This is a genomic window from Floridaenema fluviatile BLCC-F154, assembly GCF_041929135.1.
Taxonomy (GTDB): domain Bacteria; phylum Cyanobacteriota; class Cyanobacteriia; order Cyanobacteriales; family Aerosakkonemataceae; genus Floridanema; species Floridanema fluviatile.
In genome coordinates this window covers 310,755-327,016 of the sequence record NZ_JBHFNS010000019.1, presented here as the reverse complement: position 1 = coordinate 327,016, position 16,262 = coordinate 310,755, and the positions used below count along the sequence as shown (strand labels likewise).

The 16,262-nt window shown below is 38.3% G+C and carries 11 protein-coding genes and 1 CRISPR repeat array; of the genes, 4 read left to right on the top strand and 7 right to left on the bottom strand.

All coding sequences use genetic code 11. The features are described 5' to 3' along the window. Positions 1-54 precede the first annotated feature (54 nt). A complete protein-coding gene (petL, locus tag ACE1B6_RS05545; RefSeq protein WP_073593173.1) occupies positions 55-147 on the bottom strand; it encodes a cytochrome b6-f complex subunit PetL in 93 nt (30 codons plus the stop codon). Between the two features lie 34 nt (positions 148-181). Here petL and aroB point away from each other — a divergent pair, with 34 nt between their 5' ends. Further along, positions 182-1,291 (top strand): 3-dehydroquinate synthase, encoded by a 1,110-nt coding sequence (gene aroB / locus ACE1B6_RS05540; protein ID WP_413256248.1) that lies wholly within the window; start codon positions 182-184, stop codon positions 1,289-1,291. 28 nt (positions 1,292-1,319) lie between these two features. Here aroB and ACE1B6_RS05535 read toward each other — a convergent pair whose 3' ends face one another. Continuing rightward, positions 1,320-2,588, bottom strand: a complete 1,269-nt coding sequence (locus tag ACE1B6_RS05535; RefSeq protein WP_413256247.1) for a GGDEF domain-containing protein — start codon at positions 2,586-2,588, stop codon at positions 1,320-1,322. 308 nt (positions 2,589-2,896) lie between these two features. Here ACE1B6_RS05535 and ACE1B6_RS05530 point away from each other — a divergent pair, with 308 nt between their 5' ends. The 3 genes from ACE1B6_RS05530 (at position 2,897) to ACE1B6_RS05520 (ending at position 6,685) form a co-directional block, all read left to right on the top strand. Continuing rightward, entirely contained in the window at positions 2,897-3,673 is a 777-nt protein-coding gene (locus tag ACE1B6_RS05530; protein WP_459562976.1) for a class I SAM-dependent methyltransferase, read from the top strand. A gap of 77 nt (positions 3,674-3,750) precedes the next feature. Beyond that, on the top strand, positions 3,751-4,086 hold the full coding sequence (locus ACE1B6_RS05525) for a cupin domain-containing protein (RefSeq protein WP_413256245.1): 336 nt from the start codon (positions 3,751-3,753) through the stop codon (positions 4,084-4,086). Between the two features lie 289 nt (positions 4,087-4,375). Continuing rightward, positions 4,376-6,685 carry a nitric-oxide reductase large subunit gene (locus ACE1B6_RS05520; RefSeq protein ID WP_413256244.1) on the top strand — a complete coding sequence of 770 codons (2,310 nt, stop codon included), beginning with the start codon at positions 4,376-4,378 and terminating at the stop codon, positions 6,683-6,685. Between the two features lie 105 nt (positions 6,686-6,790). Further along, a CRISPR array of direct repeats spans positions 6,791-9,820; the repeat unit is 37 nt; unit sequence GTTTCAATCCCTGAAAGGGATTAATTGAAATTGCAAT. Between the two features lie 256 nt (positions 9,821-10,076). On the opposite strand, the gene ACE1B6_RS05515 is transcribed toward ACE1B6_RS05520, so the two are convergent. The 5 genes from ACE1B6_RS05515 to ACE1B6_RS05495 all read right to left on the bottom strand — a co-directional run bounded on the left by ACE1B6_RS05515 (position 10,077) and on the right by ACE1B6_RS05495 (position 16,224). Continuing rightward, positions 10,077-11,270, bottom strand: coding sequence for an adenylate/guanylate cyclase domain-containing protein (locus ACE1B6_RS05515; protein ID WP_413256243.1), 1,194 nt, complete (start codon positions 11,268-11,270; stop codon positions 10,077-10,079). A gap of 6 nt (positions 11,271-11,276) precedes the next feature. Then, positions 11,277-11,618, bottom strand: coding sequence for a slr1659 superfamily regulator (locus ACE1B6_RS05510; protein WP_413256308.1), 342 nt, complete (start codon positions 11,616-11,618; stop codon positions 11,277-11,279). 96 nt (positions 11,619-11,714) lie between these two features. Continuing rightward, entirely contained in the window at positions 11,715-12,305 is a 591-nt protein-coding gene (locus ACE1B6_RS05505) for a slr1658 family protein (RefSeq protein WP_413256242.1), read from the bottom strand. Positions 12,306-12,495: 190 nt separating this feature from the next. Further along, positions 12,496-13,449: a GTPase Era gene (gene era / locus ACE1B6_RS05500; protein ID WP_413256241.1), complete on the bottom strand. Its 954-nt coding sequence runs from the start codon at positions 13,447-13,449 to the stop codon at positions 12,496-12,498. 45 nt (positions 13,450-13,494) lie between these two features. Next, positions 13,495-16,224 (bottom strand): EAL domain-containing protein, encoded by a 2,730-nt coding sequence (locus ACE1B6_RS05495; protein ID WP_413256240.1) that lies wholly within the window; start codon positions 16,222-16,224, stop codon positions 13,495-13,497. Positions 16,225-16,262: the final 38 nt, after the last annotated feature.

The window sequence follows — 16,262 nt, the reverse complement described above, 5'->3', positions numbered from 1 at the left end:
GCGATCTACCTCGATAAGAACGCTAGAGTGCAACAACGTACCGATTTCTCAATTTTAGATGAGCTTGGTGGCTCTAAGAGCAAAAAACAAGCCAAGGGCTACTCCATAAGCGCCAAGCAAAATCACCGCGTAAGATACTACTGCCATTTTTATTCCTCGTATTTGGGTCAGGATTTAGATAATGCAATCCGTTATTGATGTTAATTTACCGCAGAATCGTTATGAAATAGCGATCGCCCCCGGAAGTTTAGACAATTTAGGCAATTGGATGAACGGGAAGGAAAGCAAACCCCTGCATTTGGGCGAAAAAGTCTTGGTAGTTTCCAACCCGGCAATTTTTAAGCGTTACGGAGAAAGAACCATTGCATCTCTCACCAATGCTGGTTTTGAGGTGTTTTCCGTTAACCTCGCTGCTGGGGAACAATACAAAACCCTAAATTCTATCCAAAAAATCTACAATGCTGCTTTGGAAAACCGTCTGGAACGTAGTTCAACTATAGTCGCTTTGGGCGGTGGCGTAATTGGTGATATGGCGGGTTTTGCGGCTGCTACTTGGTTAAGAGGAATCAATTTTGTTCAGGTACCTACTAGTTTGTTAGCAATGGTAGATGCCTCAATTGGTGGGAAAACTGGAGTCAATCATCCCAAGGGAAAAAATTTAATTGGGGCGTTTTATCAACCGAAATTAGTATTAATCGATCCGCAAGTTTTGAAAACTTTGCCACCGCGAGAGTTTCGCGCCGGAATAGCCGAAGTAATTAAATATGGGGTAATTTGGGATGCTGATTTATTTACTAAATTAGAAGGATGTGAAAGATTAGATCAACTGCGTTATTTGAGTGAGGAAATGTTGCAAGCTATCTTGACTCATTCTTGCCAAGCTAAGGCAATTGTGGTGGGAAAAGATGAAAAAGAATCGGGTTTAAGGGCTTTATTAAATTACGGTCATACTATTGGTCATGCGGTGGAAAGTTTGACTGGTTATAAAGTGGTAAATCACGGTGAGGCTGTAGCAATTGGTATGGTAGCGGCAGGTCAAATTGCTGTAGATTTGCGGATGTGGACTAAGGAAGCGACGGAACGGCAAAATGAGTTAATTCAAAAAGCAGGTTTACCGAAAAAGTTACCTGTTGGTTTAAGTATTGACGAAATAATTGACTGTTTGCAAACTGATAAAAAGGTGAAGTCGGGTAAAGTTCGGTTTGTTTTACCGCGGCGCATTGGTGACGCGACAGTAACAGATCAAGTTCCGCCAGAGGTGTTGCGACAGGTGTTGTTGCAAATGCAGTAATTTATCAATTTGTCCTCTAGTCCCCTAGTTAAAAATCAAGATGAGATAAGTTAAGTTGTTCTGGGTTAGAGTAAGCTACAACCCGATCGCGTCCCAGTTCTTTTGCTTGGTAAAGTGCGCGATCGGCACTGGTTAAAAGTGTGATGGGGGAAGTGTTATTGCTAGGAATCATACAAGCAACTCCTAAACTTAAAGTCACGATTTTACTCACTTTGGAGCTATGGTGGGCAATTTCCAATTCTTTAATTTTTATCTGGATTTTTTCACCTAAATAAAGTGCTCCTGATAAAGAAGTATTGGGTAAAATAATTGCAAATTCTTCGCCGCCGTATCGTGCTACTAAATCACCAGGACGTTTGGTTGTTCGCTCAAGTATTTTGGCAATTTTTTGCAGACATCTATCACCTGCTAAATGTCCAAATGTGTCGTTATAAAATTTAAAGTAATCGACATCGCAGAAAATCAATGAAAGTGGCGATTTTTCTCTTCTAAGCCTTAGCCATTCTTGTTGTAAATGTTCGTCAAAGCGGCGGCGATTGGCTACTTGAGTTAGTCCATCTATGTGGGCAAGATTTTCTAATTCTTGGTTGGCAATTTTTAATTGGTGATAAAGTTCGGCTTGTTGAATGGCGATCGCCACTTGTGTAGCTAGTTCTTGTAATAAATCTATTTCTAATTGTTGCCATTTCCTGGGATTTGAACAGTGATAAGCAACTAATAATCCCCACAATTTTTGACCTTTTAAAATTGGTACTACTAAGCTAGCTTTAACTTGGAATTGTGCTAATAACTCAAGATGACACTGGTTTAAACCTGCGGTGTCAATATCTGCTATTGCCTGAATTCGACCATTTCTATAAGGTTCGCCGCCAGTTTCTATAAAATACGTATCTTGAATGTTTGTTCCTAGTGCTGGTGTGAATCTAGGGGCGACAGATTCGACAATAATAGTGCCACTCCAATCAGGTTCAAAACGATAAATAAATACTCTGTCAGTATTGAGAAATTTTCTGACTTCGGCTACGGTGGTATTGAGGATTTCTGTGGAATCAAGGGATTGACGAATATTTTGCGCGATCGCTGCGATCATCCGTTCTCGCTCAGTTTGCTGTTTTAAGGCTTTTTCTGCCTCCCGCAGTGCCGCTTCTACCTGCTTGCGTTCTTCTATTTCTGCTTGTAATAATTGATATGCACGCTGGAATTTAGTTGCATTACGGTGATGTAACCAAGTTACTAAAAAACTACTTAGGAGAAGTATGGTAAAAGTTATTACTAGTATCAGATGGAGGCAGGACATAATTGTTAACTGTAATCAGACTTTTCTTTTTTAGTAAAGGAGATTTTTGGGGTTATAACTGTTACATGGATAACGCTATTAAACTATATTATTACTGCAAAATATTCATAAAAAGCTTACTTCATCTAAAATTTAAATAAAGTTAGGTAGTTGTTGATTATTAGATAAAGTTATTATTAATACTCTCAGTAATACTACTGTGATTAATGAAAGATCGGCAGAGAAATCGGAAATTTGATCTAAGTCAAAGATATTGTTGGGAAGTTTTGTCAAACTGAAGCTAAGACTGAGAGAACAGGATGGCTAAGATGACTCAAACAACGATTAATTTAGAAACAGCGCCGGGGCATCAGGTGTTAGCGGCAGCAGGTAAGAAAATTTTACGTCCGGGGGGAAAATGCGCTACAAAACAACTATTTCAATGGGCAAATTTTCAACCTGATGAGACTGTTTTGGAATTAGCTTCTAGTTTTGGATATAGCGCGATCGCACTTGTTCAACGTTTTGGGGTTAAAGTAGTCGGAGTAGAAAAAAATTCTGCTAGTGTTGCCCGTGCCCGTGCAAATATTCAGGCTGCTGGTTTGAGCGATCGAATTACAATAATTGAAGGAGATATTTTCCAATTAGAAGCAATTCCCGGACAATTTGATTATGTATTTGCCGAAGCAATCTTATCAATGCAATCTGCTCCCGGAAAAGCCAAAATTCTCAGTGGAATCTATGCCAAACTAAAACCAGGCGGTAAATTTCTGTCTCATGAAATGTTAGCTGATAATAAAGAAACAGAAATTCATGAACAACTAGCCAGAGTCATCAAAAGTAATACATCGCCTTTATCTCAGGCAAATTGGATTGCTACTTATGCCAATGCAGGATTACAAATTAAACAGCATGAAACTGGCGGTATGGCATTACTAAACCTGTGGCGAATGATTCAAGATGAAGGATTATTTAGTACCGCTAAAATTCTCTGGAATGTGGTTACAAATTCACAAATTCGCCAACGAGTTCTCGCGATGCGCCGCATTTTTCAAAAATACCAACAAGATTTAGGTTACATCGTTTTAGTCGCTGAAAGAAATTAACTAGTAGAAATGGTGCGTAATAGCTTAACTCACCCTACAGTTCTAGGAATCTCATCAATTACCAAAGGGAAAAAACTATGACTTCTACAAATTTGGCAACCTCATCTTTTGTGACGGAAATCAAAGACCAAATTGAATATCCAGAAGGAGGAGTTTTAAGTAAGGTTTTGCTCAAAGATAACAACTGTCAGTACACGCTGTTTTGTCTTGCAGGGGGTACAGAAATTTCCGAACATACTGCCACTCGCAATGCTACGGTTAATGTGATTGAAGGTAAGGGAATTCTCACTTTGGAAGGGCAAGATATTACTTTAGAGCCTGGTGTATTTGTCTTTATGACTGCTCATGCTCCTCATGCTTTGAAAACCTCGGAGAATTTAGCATTTTTACTCACGCTTTCTGAGGCAAAATAACAGTCATTACTTAACCAGCAATAAACACAAAGAGTAAATAAATTTAACATTTTTTTACTAGGGAATCCAGTTTCTATAATATTGCTGGGTTCTTTTTTTATGCTTGCAAATAAGTATTTATTCTTAAAGTAAATTAGTTGAATTTCAGAGAAATTAAAAAATACTAAAAAAGTTATGTTTGTTACTATTCGATCGCCTAAAGTTGTTTGAATACAGTCAATTTTTGTCTGTTAATTCTGTAACAATTCAATAAAATTTCAGCTAGTTTCTTACTTTTGGAGGATGAGCTATGGTCAATAGTACTATAGTTGATAGTGGTACGAAAACCGCTAGAAAAACGCGCCAGCTAAGCCTTCCGGCTTGGTTAGTGTTAATTTGCATTGTGGCTTTTTCTGTTTTGTTAGGTGCAGGTGCAATGATTCGGAAAAATGCTCCACCTGTACCAGAATTAATTAAATCACCTCAGCAAGAGATAGTAGTAACTCAGGCGGAAATTCAAGCTGGGCAGGAAATTTATTTAGCTCGTGGTGGGCAACATATTGGTAGTGTGTGGGGACATGGTAGCTATTTAGCACCTGATTGGACAGCTGATATTTTACATAAATGGGGTTTGGCAACGGCGGGAATTTTATATAACCAAAATCCTGAATTTTCTCAAGGGGATTTAGAAGCTTTGCCTGCGCCAGAAAAAGCGAGTTTAGCGGCGAGAGTCAGCGAAGAATTTAAAACCAATCGCTATCAATCAGAAACGCAGGAACTTATCCTAACAAATGCCCAAACTCAAGGGTTGAAACAAGTCTTTAAAGACTATCATGAACTGTTAGCTCATGGCTCTTCTGTTCACTCAATTCCTAATGGTTGGTTTAAAAATGATACGCAAATTCACAATGTTACAGCTTTCTTTGCTTGGACGGCTTGGGCGGCAGCGGCGAATCGACCGAATGCACCTTTTTCTTATACGGCAAATTGGCCTCATGATGATTTAATTGGTAATGATGCACCGGGGCAGTTTTTGATTTGGTCGATCGTTTCTGTGATCGTATTAATTGCCGGAATTGGTGCTTTTGTTTTTGTTTATTTGGCTCAAGAAGAAAGTGATGAAATTCAGCCTGTACCCGCACGTCCAGCAGTGAGAATTCCTACGCCTAGTCAAAAGGTAACATCGCTATATTTTGGGGTGGCGATGGTGCTGTTTTTGGTTCAGATTTTAATGGGGATGTTTACTGCTCATTATGCGGTAGAAGGTGAAGGTTTTTACGGGATTCCTTTAATTGATTTTCTGCCTTATGCGGCTTCGCGGACTTGGCATTTACAGTTAGCGATTTTTTGGATTGCTACTTGTTGGTTAGCGGCTGGGCTTTATTTTGCGCCTCGTTTTGGTGGTTTTGAACCGAAGTTTCAAGCTTGGGGAAATAGTATTCTCTTAATAGCTTTGACTGTGATTGTTCTCGGTTCAATGGTTGGTTCTTGGGAAGCGGTAACGGGGGTTTTGGATGTTAAAAATAGTTTTTTGTGGGGACACCAAGGTTATGAATATATTGAGTTAGGTAGAGTTTGGCAAGTTCTGTTAATTGGCGGGATGATTTTCTGGTTGTGGTTGATGTATCGGGCGTTTAAACCTGCTTTAGATAAGGAGAAAAGTCCGACTGGTTTAAGTCACTTTTTCTTGTATAGTGCGATTACAATTCCGCTGTTTTATTCGGTGGGTTTAATGTATACAAATCACACGCCTTTGAGTATTGCGGAGTATTGGCGTTGGTGGGTTGTGCATTTGTGGGTTGAGGGTTTCTTTGAGGTTTTTGCTACTGTTGTTATTGCTTATTTATGCAGTGAGTTGGGTTTTTTGAAGAAGTCTTCGGCTTTGCGGGCAACTTATTTGACGACGATTTTGTATTTGGGAAGTGGGGTAATTGGCACTTTGCACCATTTGTATTTTTCGGGTACTCCGTCTTTTGTTGCGGCGATAGGTTCGGTTTTTTCGGCTTTGGAAGTTGTGCCTTTGACTTTAATTGGTTTTGAGGTGTTGAAAACTTTAAAACTCTCTAAAGAGGCGGAAGGTTTTTATCGTTGGCCTTTACGCTTTTTTATTGCTACTTGTTTTTGGAATTTGATTGGTGCTGGGGTGTTTGGTTTTTTGATTAATCCTCCCATTGTACTCTACTATTCTCAGGGTTTAAATACTACGCCAATTCATGCTCATGCGGCTTTGTTTGGGGTTTATGGTTGTTTGGCTTTGGCGTTGATGTTGTTTGCTTTTCGGGAGTTTGTGCCGGAGGATGCTTGGAATGAATATCTGTTGAGATTTGCGTTTTGGATGATTAATATTGGCTTGGTGATTATGTTAGTTTTTGGGTTGATTCCTAATGGTTTTTATCAGTTGGCTGAGTCGATTAATCATGGTACTTGGTATGCGCGAAGTGCGGAGGTGATTACTAGTCCTTGGATGCGTTGGACGGTGTGGTTGAGAATTCCGGGGGATATTATTTTTGCGGTTGGTACTTTGGCAATGTTTGTGTTTACTTTAAGGGCAATTATTGCGGTGTTTCGCTTTCCGGTTAAGACTTCTCAGCCGGAGTTAAAGGTGAGTGACAGTGTTTGATCGATCGCATTTCTCATACAATATTTCTTAGTTAAGGGGGAAGGGATAAATGAAGAATTTTCTCTTTCCCTTTCCCTTTTTACCTTAGCTTTGACGCTTCGTTTTGTTTCAATCCCTGAAAGGGATTAATTGAAATTGCAATTCGGTCAAGATTAGGCGGTAATAACTTTATTCAAAGTTTCAATCCCTGAAAGGGATTAATTGAAATTGCAATCAATTTAATTTGCTGAATATCAGCGGGGGAAATAGTGTTTCAATCCCTGAAAGGGATTAATTGAAATTGCAATCAGATAATTGGGAGTCAGAGCGAAGGAAATTTTATGTTTCAATCCCTGAAAGGGATTAATTGAAATTGCAATCGAGATTAAAATCCCTGCGGAAATTTGCGCTGCTCGTTTCAATCCCTGAAAGGGATTAATTGAAATTGCAATGTGTAAGTTTCTCCTTCTAATAATAGCTGATTAAGATTTGTTTCAATCCCTGAAAGGGATTAATTGAAATTGCAATCCGCCTGACTTGGTGAGCAGCCAATAAAGAAATTGTTTCAATCCCTGAAAGGGATTAATTGAAATTGCAATTTTATTTGGCGTTTGCTCCCTGGCCTATTCACAAGGGTTTCAATCCCTGAAAGGGATTAATTGAAATTGCAATTATCAAGAGGTGCTCGATTTACTTGAATACCTCCCCATTAGTTTCAATCCCTGAAAGGGATTAATTGAAATTGCAATTTGATTTATCTGATGTGGATCAGGAAGAGGACGAAGTAGAGTTTCAATCCCTGAAAGGGATTAATTGAAATTGCAATTTGTTACAATTACAAAAATCCACCTTTTTGGAAATCTGTTGTTTCAATCCCTGAAAGGGATTAATTGAAATTGCAATGGTATAGCGGGTAATCGGTACGAAATGACATTCTTTGTTTCAATCCCTGAAAGGGATTAATTGAAATTGCAATTAATCCAAGCTGATAAACAGGCATTTGAGGATAGTTTCAATCCCTGAAAGGGATTAATTGAAATTGCAATGATTTCTCAATAGTTGCTCCTTTCTCTCCTGGAAGCACGTTTCAATCCCTGAAAGGGATTAATTGAAATTGCAATTCCTTCCCTTAGATCACGCACAAAAGCTGATTGAGGAAGCATACGTTTCAATCCCTGAAAGGGATTAATTGAAATTGCAATTGGTTTGGGGAAAGTTCTCAAGAATAAGTTTGCATCTACCGTTTCAATCCCTGAAAGGGATTAATTGAAATTGCAATGGGACTAGATGTTGCTGATTGGATTGAAGATTACAGCTTGTTTCAATCCCTGAAAGGGATTAATTGAAATTGCAATCATTGAGCCTAGTTTCTAATCTCTTTTTGTGCGCTCCGTTTCAATCCCTGAAAGGGATTAATTGAAATTGCAATGCAGATTAAGCTAGATGCTGCACAGCGAGTGAAAGCTAGTTTCAATCCCTGAAAGGGATTAATTGAAATTGCAATCCTCCCCATCCACCTGCCGAAAGTTGTATTGGTTCGTTTCAATCCCTGAAAGGGATTAATTGAAATTGCAATCCCAGTCCTACGAATCGGGTAATGGTGAAGATAATCGCGTTTCAATCCCTGAAAGGGATTAATTGAAATTGCAATTACCACTTTTTCTAAAATTGCACTCGCAAGCGATCGGCTAAAGTTTCAATCCCTGAAAGGGATTAATTGAAATTGCAATTATCGGGTCGAGTAAATTTTTTGAACCCGGTTTAGTTAATGTTTCAATCCCTGAAAGGGATTAATTGAAATTGCAATTCGAGTATCCTTCAGCCACTAAAACAGTATCGATCGCAAGCGTTTCAATCCCTGAAAGGGATTAATTGAAATTGCAATTTCTAGCATAGTCACCGCACTGTATTTATCTTTTACTAGTTTCAATCCCTGAAAGGGATTAATTGAAATTGCAATTAAATTGATTTACAGAGGTAAGCAGTCATTGCCTCTAGTGCGTTTCAATCCCTGAAAGGGATTAATTGAAATTGCAATACGGTTCCACACTTGTCTTCTCCCACACCAAAAACAGTTTCAATCCCTGAAAGGGATTAATTGAAATTGCAATCATTGCAATCAGCAGTTCCCAAAGCTTAGTGGTAGTCATGCGTTTCAATCCCTGAAAGGGATTAATTGAAATTGCAATTATTTACAGGAGTTTTAATCTGTGGCAAGTGTAGCACCAGTTTCAATCCCTGAAAGGGATTAATTGAAATTGCAATATTTTAATGTTAAATCATTTGTACTAAATATAAGTTTCAATCCCTGAAAGGGATTAATTGAAATTGCAATTAGGAAACCGAGTGATTGCTTTTGCCGAAGATTACGGTAGTTTCAATCCCTGAAAGGGATTAATTGAAATTGCAATCGTGGATTACCTGAACATTGCATTAGAGATTTAATGGAAGCGTTTCAATCCCTGAAAGGGATTAATTGAAATTGCAATCGGGTTAATCGTAGTAAGAGCCATAAAATCACCTCAAAAGTTTCAATCCCTGAAAGGGATTAATTGAAATTGCAATGTGTTACGCGCGTGCGCGTGTGCGATCCTTGATTTGTTTCAATCCCTGAAAGGGATTAATTGAAATTGCAATGTAGATTTGCCTTTGCCTCCACCTGAGCAGTTAATTGATGTTTCAATCCCTGAAAGGGATTAATTGAAATTGCAATTCTAACGTCTAATTTTTTGTTTGGTGTCGGATTTTGTTTCAATCCCTGAAAGGGATTAATTGAAATTGCAATATTAATTGAAGAAGCGATCGCACAAGCTGCCAAAAAGCGCGTTTCAATCCCTGAAAGGGATTAATTGAAATTGCAATCTTATATCCTTTCTGGCCCTCAAGAATTTGTGCAAGAAGAGTTTCAATCCCTGAAAGGGATTAATTGAAATTGCAATTAGGCGATCGTCCAGAAGATGAAGCAGCTAGCCGCTGTTTCAATCCCTGAAAGGGATTAATTGAAATTGCAATTTAAATTTCAGGTTAAAAGGTTCCTAAGTAAAAGGTTTCAATCCCTGAAAGGGATTAATTGAAATTGCAATTGATTCGCTCGGTTTCCTCGATCACGAACTCTTGCGGTTTCAATCCCTGAAAGGGATTAATTGAAATTGCAATAGCAAGACCCCAGAAACCTTAGTATATTTAATTTTCAAGGTTCAGTTGCGCGAATCAACTATAAAGATACAATTTTAGCGATTATCTTGTCAAGGAGAGAAGAGAGGGAAAAGCCACAAACGCAAGCAGAGAGAGGATTTCAGAATTTGCGCGGAACCGATCGCCACGCCAAAAAACTCAAACACTGACTTAGCAAAGACTTCAGCCACCAAAAGTCAGCCGGGAAAAAAAACACCTACCTATCCGCGCTTAAACCTCAATCCTTAACTTTGCGACCTAGCAACCAATAAGTAGTCATTAAACCTCTGCCTTTAATGGGAATGATCCCGCGTTCTTGAAAGTAATAATTTTCTTTTAAACAATCGTAAACGGTTTGCGTAACTTGAATATAACCCGCTTTGCCTTGGGATTCCATGCGACTAGCGATATTAACAGTATCGCCCCATAAATCATAAGCTGATTTGCGTTTACCGATCACTCCAGCAACAACTGGACCTGTGTGAATTCCAATTCTCAGGGTAATTGGTTCATTATTTGGAGTAAAGAAGTTGCTAATTTCTTGCAGCATATCTAATGCCATATTTGCGATCGCTTCCAGATGATCGACTCTTGGTTTGGGTAATCCACCGACTACCATGTAAGCATCGCCAATAGTTTTAATTTTTTCTACTTTATGTTTGTCTGCTAAAGAGTCAAAGGTAAAGAAAATATTGTTGAGCAATTCTACTAATTCTTTAGGAGAAATTTGGTAAGAAATAGCAGTGAAGTTGGCGATATCGGCAAATAAAACTGTGACTTCAGAAAAGCTATCTGCGATCGTTTTTTCACCGCGTTTTAAACGTTCGGCAATTAGTTGAGGTAAAACATTTAATAATAAACGTTCTGAGAGTAATCTTTGTTGACGAAGTTCGGCTTCAGCAATTTTGCGATCGCCAATATCGTGAACGCTTCCTTCATAATGTAGCAAAGAACCATCAAGATCGTAAATCGCCCGGACATTTTCCGAAATCCAAATTTTGCTGCGATCTTTGCGATAAACTTCTGATTCAAATTCGGTAACAGAATCAAAGCCATTCAGATAAGCTCGGAGTTCATCCCAACGCTGAGGTTGGACATATAATTCTTGTCTAACATCAGTGATTGTTTCAATTAATTCTGTCACTGATTCATAACCATACGTTTTTGCTAATGCCAAGTTAGCATCTAAATACTTACCTTCTGGGGAAATTACAAAAATACCTTCAGCAGCATTTTCAAATATACTTCGATATCTATATTCTGTCTGGCGCAATTGATTTTCGATTAAATCACCATGTTCAATAGCTGTAGCTAGGGAAATTTCTAAATCGATATTTTTTTGCTTCAATTCACTAATTTCTTGGCGAAGTTTTTCCATCTCCGCCAAGAGAGGAGATTCTTGATGATTAGCGATCGCTCCGTCATCTCCCATTTTGCATCAAATAAATTCTAGTTTAATTCCTGGCATCAACCGTTGTAAATTTTTTAAAGATTTGGTTTGCCAAAGTATCTTTTCTGAACCTTGTAATACCAGATTTACATTACCTTTTTCTCGCACCTTGATGACAAACATGGAAAGCATACTAATTCCCGAACTGTTGAGAAACTCTAACTCTTGCAAGTTAATTGTAAAGTTTGGCGTTTTCTCAATCACTGTCATTAATAATTCCATGACAGGTCGATATTCTTCCATTCCCGCTAATCGTAAGAAGCCGCGGAAAAACACAGTTGATGTTTCTGTATCGTGCCAAATTTGGTAGTCGTCTGTTTTAATTTCCAGCAATTATCTACTCCTTGCCAACTTAATAGTATTTACTTGCTGTTTGTTGAATTTCATTGCTTGTTGAGTTAGTAAATTATACATTAGTGATTTAGCTTAGATATTAAAACGTGCTATCACACTTACATGAACTATTGTCGAATCTGGGGGTAAATGGTCGAATTTCCAACCTAAGCGGGCAGAATAATCGTTAACTATGGTTAATAAACCAATATTAGATTCCCCTGTTCCCATTGCGGTTTTTTCCAGTTGGCGAGTATACAATTCATCGGGATCGGAATTTAACAGTTCGCGGATAAAGTTTTGATATTTTTCTACAGTGGTTTGCTGAGAATAATTAGTTACTTGAAAAATTAACTCTTGCTCATACAAATATAAGGTAATAGTAATTGGTAAATTAGCTGAGCGATCGCTATACTTAACCGCATTTTCTAAAAGTTCATTAGCAATAAAACTAACTATACTTTTAACTGTATTTTTCCGATTAATTTTGTTCTCTGAACTAGCATTACCAGGGAAAAAAGCTGCGAAGTAATCACCTAAAAAGTCAGCCGATATCCCATTATGCTCCCAGCGACGCTTCCGCGCCGCAGAGCTAGGGGAAAAATTTAGTGTAAGATACTCATTACTTACAGGGATTTTTTCTAAGAATTCCCCAAATATCTGAACTTTGGAAGATAAAGTCATAGTTTATTCAGATTTTGCTAGCTTCAGGAAAATATTATACCTAATATTATAATTCTACTAATTTTTTCAACATTTTGAAAAAATTTTTCTCGGTAGGCTGTTGCGCTTCAGTGCGAAAGAAAGGCACTGAAGCGCAACAACTTACCTTTTATGGGATGACTTTAGGGATACAGGCTACTTTTTTCTGCGATTATTCTTCGACTTTATAACCGAATTCAGCCAAACGTAGGCGAGATTGTCGCCATTTCGGTTGCACTTTCACAAATAATTCTAAATAGATTTTTCCAGCAATTAACTTTTGCATTTGTTCTCTAGCGGCGCTACCAATTGCTTTTAGCATTCCGCCACCTTTGCCGATTAAAATCCCTTTTTGCGAATCACGTTCAACGTGGATTACTGCCCAAACGCGAGTAATTGTTGGGGTTTCTTCGACTTTTTCCATTGTCACTGCTACTGAGTGAGGAACTTCTTCGCGAGTTAGTAACAAAATTTGTTCGCGAATTAATTCGCTCATAATAAAACGTTCTGGTTGATCGGTGACTAAATCAGGGGGATAATAATAAGGGCCAGGTTCTAATTTACTAATTAGTAAGTCTTGGAGTGTTTCGACTCCTGCGCCAGTTAGGGCGGAAAATTTGACTAAATGCCAATTAAAAGTGTTAGCTATTTGGCTGTAACTATCATCAATTAGTTGAAAATCTGTGGGTTGGAGGTCTGATTTATTCAATCCTAAAATTACGGGAGTTTTGGTTTTTTCTAATAGTTCAACAATAAAACGATCGCCTCCTCCCGCCTCTTGGGAAGCATCCACCAAAAACACTAATACATCTACTGATTGAATTGCAGATTGGGCATTTTGGACTAAAACTTCTCCTAAGCGATGATGCGGTTTATGAATACCGGGAGTATCAACAAAAATGATTTGGGCTTTGTCTGTAGTTAAAATTCCCCGCAGACGATTGCGAGTTGTTTGGGCTACTGGCGAAGTGATGGCAATTTTTTGTCCAACTAATAGATTCATTAAGGTAGATTTACCCACATTGGGACGACCAATAATGCCGACAAAACCGGATTTAAACCCAGGTGGTGCTTGGGGGATGGTAAATATTTCTGATTGTGGGAAAGTTTCTTCTTGGTCGTTCATTTGCTCATCAACCTTGGTAATTGCCTTGATTTTAATTTATGCTTATTAAGCCAAACGATCGGGAGGTAAGCCATCTGGCTTGAGTAAGGTTTTAGTTTGATTCTTGAGAATTTCGGTAGCAGCTTTAGCCGTGAGAGGCGGACTAAACAAATAACCTTGGATACCATCACAATCGATCGATCGCAAAAATTGTAATTGTTCAGCTGTTTCTACTCCTTCCGCAATTAATTTTAAGTTTAATGCGTGTCCTAAATCAATGATCGCGCTAATAATTGCTGCATCTTTAGAGTTACACATTAAGTCGTTAATGAATGAGCGATCGATTTTCAGTTTATCTAAAGGAAACCTTTTCAGCGACCACAGGGAAGAGTAACCCGTGCCAAAATCATCCATAGAAATATGAATTCCCATATTTCTTAAAGAATGCAGCACTCCAATTGTAAAATCTATATCTTGGATGGCAATAGTCTCAGTAATTTCGATTTCTAAACACTCTGGATTTAAGCCTGTTTCATTAATTGCTTTAGCAATAGTTTTTACCAAATCTGGTTGCTGAAATTGTCGAGCAGAAAGATTAACTGCAATGCGTATTGGAGGTAAACCAGCCTCTTGCCAAATTTTGTTTTGTTCGCAGGCTGTGTTTAATACCCATTCGCCAATTTGAAAAATTAATCCGGTTTCTTCAGCAACCGGAATAAATTGATCTGGGCGAATTAATCCTTTTTCCACAGATTGCCAACGAATTAATGCTTCCATCCCCATAATTTCGCCTGTATTTAAGTCTAACTGGGGTTGGTAATGTAATAAAAATTCTTCTCTTTGTAAGGCTTTGTACAAGTTATTTTCTAGCACCATGCGTTCTAGGGCTTTATTGCCGATCGCCGGAGTATATACTTGATAGTTATTCCGCCCTTTTTGCTTAGCTTTATACATAGCAGCATCGGCATTTTTCAGCAATGTTTCTGCATCTTCGCCATCGTAGGGAGCAAAAGCAATTCCAATACTAGCTTTTACATAAAATTCTTGACCTTTAAAATCAAAAGGAGCACTAATTACGTGCAGAATTCGCTCGACAATATTAACTGCATTTTCTGTACTCTGAATCACGGGTAGCAAAATGGTAAATTCATCTCCTCCCCAACGAGCTACTAAATCTCCTTCCCGCAAACAAGCTTGCAATCTTTGGGCAACTTTTTGCAATAATTCATCGCCTGTTGCATGACCAAGAGTATCATTAATGTTTTTAAAATAATCTAAATCAAGAAATATTACTGCTAGCATTTTGCCACCTTGATGCTGGTGGGCTAATTCTAAAGAAAGGCGAGTATTAAAGAGCAATCTATTAGGTAAACCTGTAAGTGAATCATGGGAAGCTTGATGTTTAATAGTATCTTCCACACGCTTTTGCAGCACCGCCATATAAAGATGTAATCCCAAAGCTTGCGCTAACTTTATTTCATCTTGACTCCATTCTTTAGTTTGTCCTTTTTTAATGTCTAGCCAAGCTTGAAAAGATTTCCGCGGACGAGAATTTCTTTTGTCTTTTTTGATTCTTCCCGCCCATAATGTTTCTGTCTGAATCTCATTTCTAAAGATAGTAAGACAGCCAACACATTGTTGATGATATCGCAGTGGAACCACCAACAAAGAGCGAATTTCAGTTGATTTAAAAGCGGAAATTAATTCTTGAAATTGAGGCTCTTGGTAGATATTTGTAATAATATAAATCTGGGAAACTGGATGTTTACTATCAGGATAATCTAAAGTTATTACTTCAGGATATTCCCGGGAATTATTTGACAAAAAATTGGCTTTTACCGGGGGATCTATGACTCCCCAATTTGGAGGAATAAAAGAGCTATCTATAAATTCTGTTGACTCAGTTTTTGCCGATTCAAGAATTCTTCGCCACCAAGGTGTTTCTTCAATTTCTATTAGATTTACTTGTTCGCCACAGGTGAAAATTTGTGCGGATTGCCCCATGCAATCGGGGGTAATATATAATCTGCCTCCCGAACCATTAAGAACTTTAACTGCTTGCTCAAGGACAGTTTGGCGAATTTTTAAAATGTTGATTGGTGAGTGTAAAATTTGGCTAATTTGATTAATTGTTGCTTCGTGTTCTGCTTGATTGCGGGTGCGAGTTAGGAGATTAGATTGGGCGATCGCGATCGATAATTGATCGACTAACAATTGAATAATTTTTAACTCTCTTTCCGAATAGCGCCGCGCTTTTGCATGGTGAGAAACTAACAAACCCCAAAGTTGATTTTGGTGCAAAATTGGTACAGTTAACGAAGAACGCACCCCCATTGTAGACAGATATTCTAGATGACACTCATCTACTGGACAGTAACGAATATCTTCCGAAATTAAACTTTCTCCTGTCTGCGGACAATCTAATTGACTGAGAATTTTTCGCCCAGCAGCTACATCAACAATTACCCTTTGACGAGCTTTCAAAAATAACTGACGTGCGTGGGGAGGAATATCATCCGCGGGAAAACGCAACCCCAATAAAGAAGGTAAACGACAACCGTAGATAGACTCTGCAATTACTTCCCCACTTCCATCAGTATGAAATGAATAAATTTTTACTCTATCTGTACTTAAAAAAGCTCGAATCTCCTCAGCCGTCGTTGTCAAAATTTCTGGTAACTCTAAGGAACGACGGATTTTAGTAGCAATTCGATTTAGCAAGCTCTCCTCTGCACTGAGTGAAGCAGCTTCTACTTCTTGTAAGTTAGATGTTGTTTTACCTTCTTGTTGAGCCATGCTCTTAATCTAATTACTCCGATAAGCTATGATGTTAC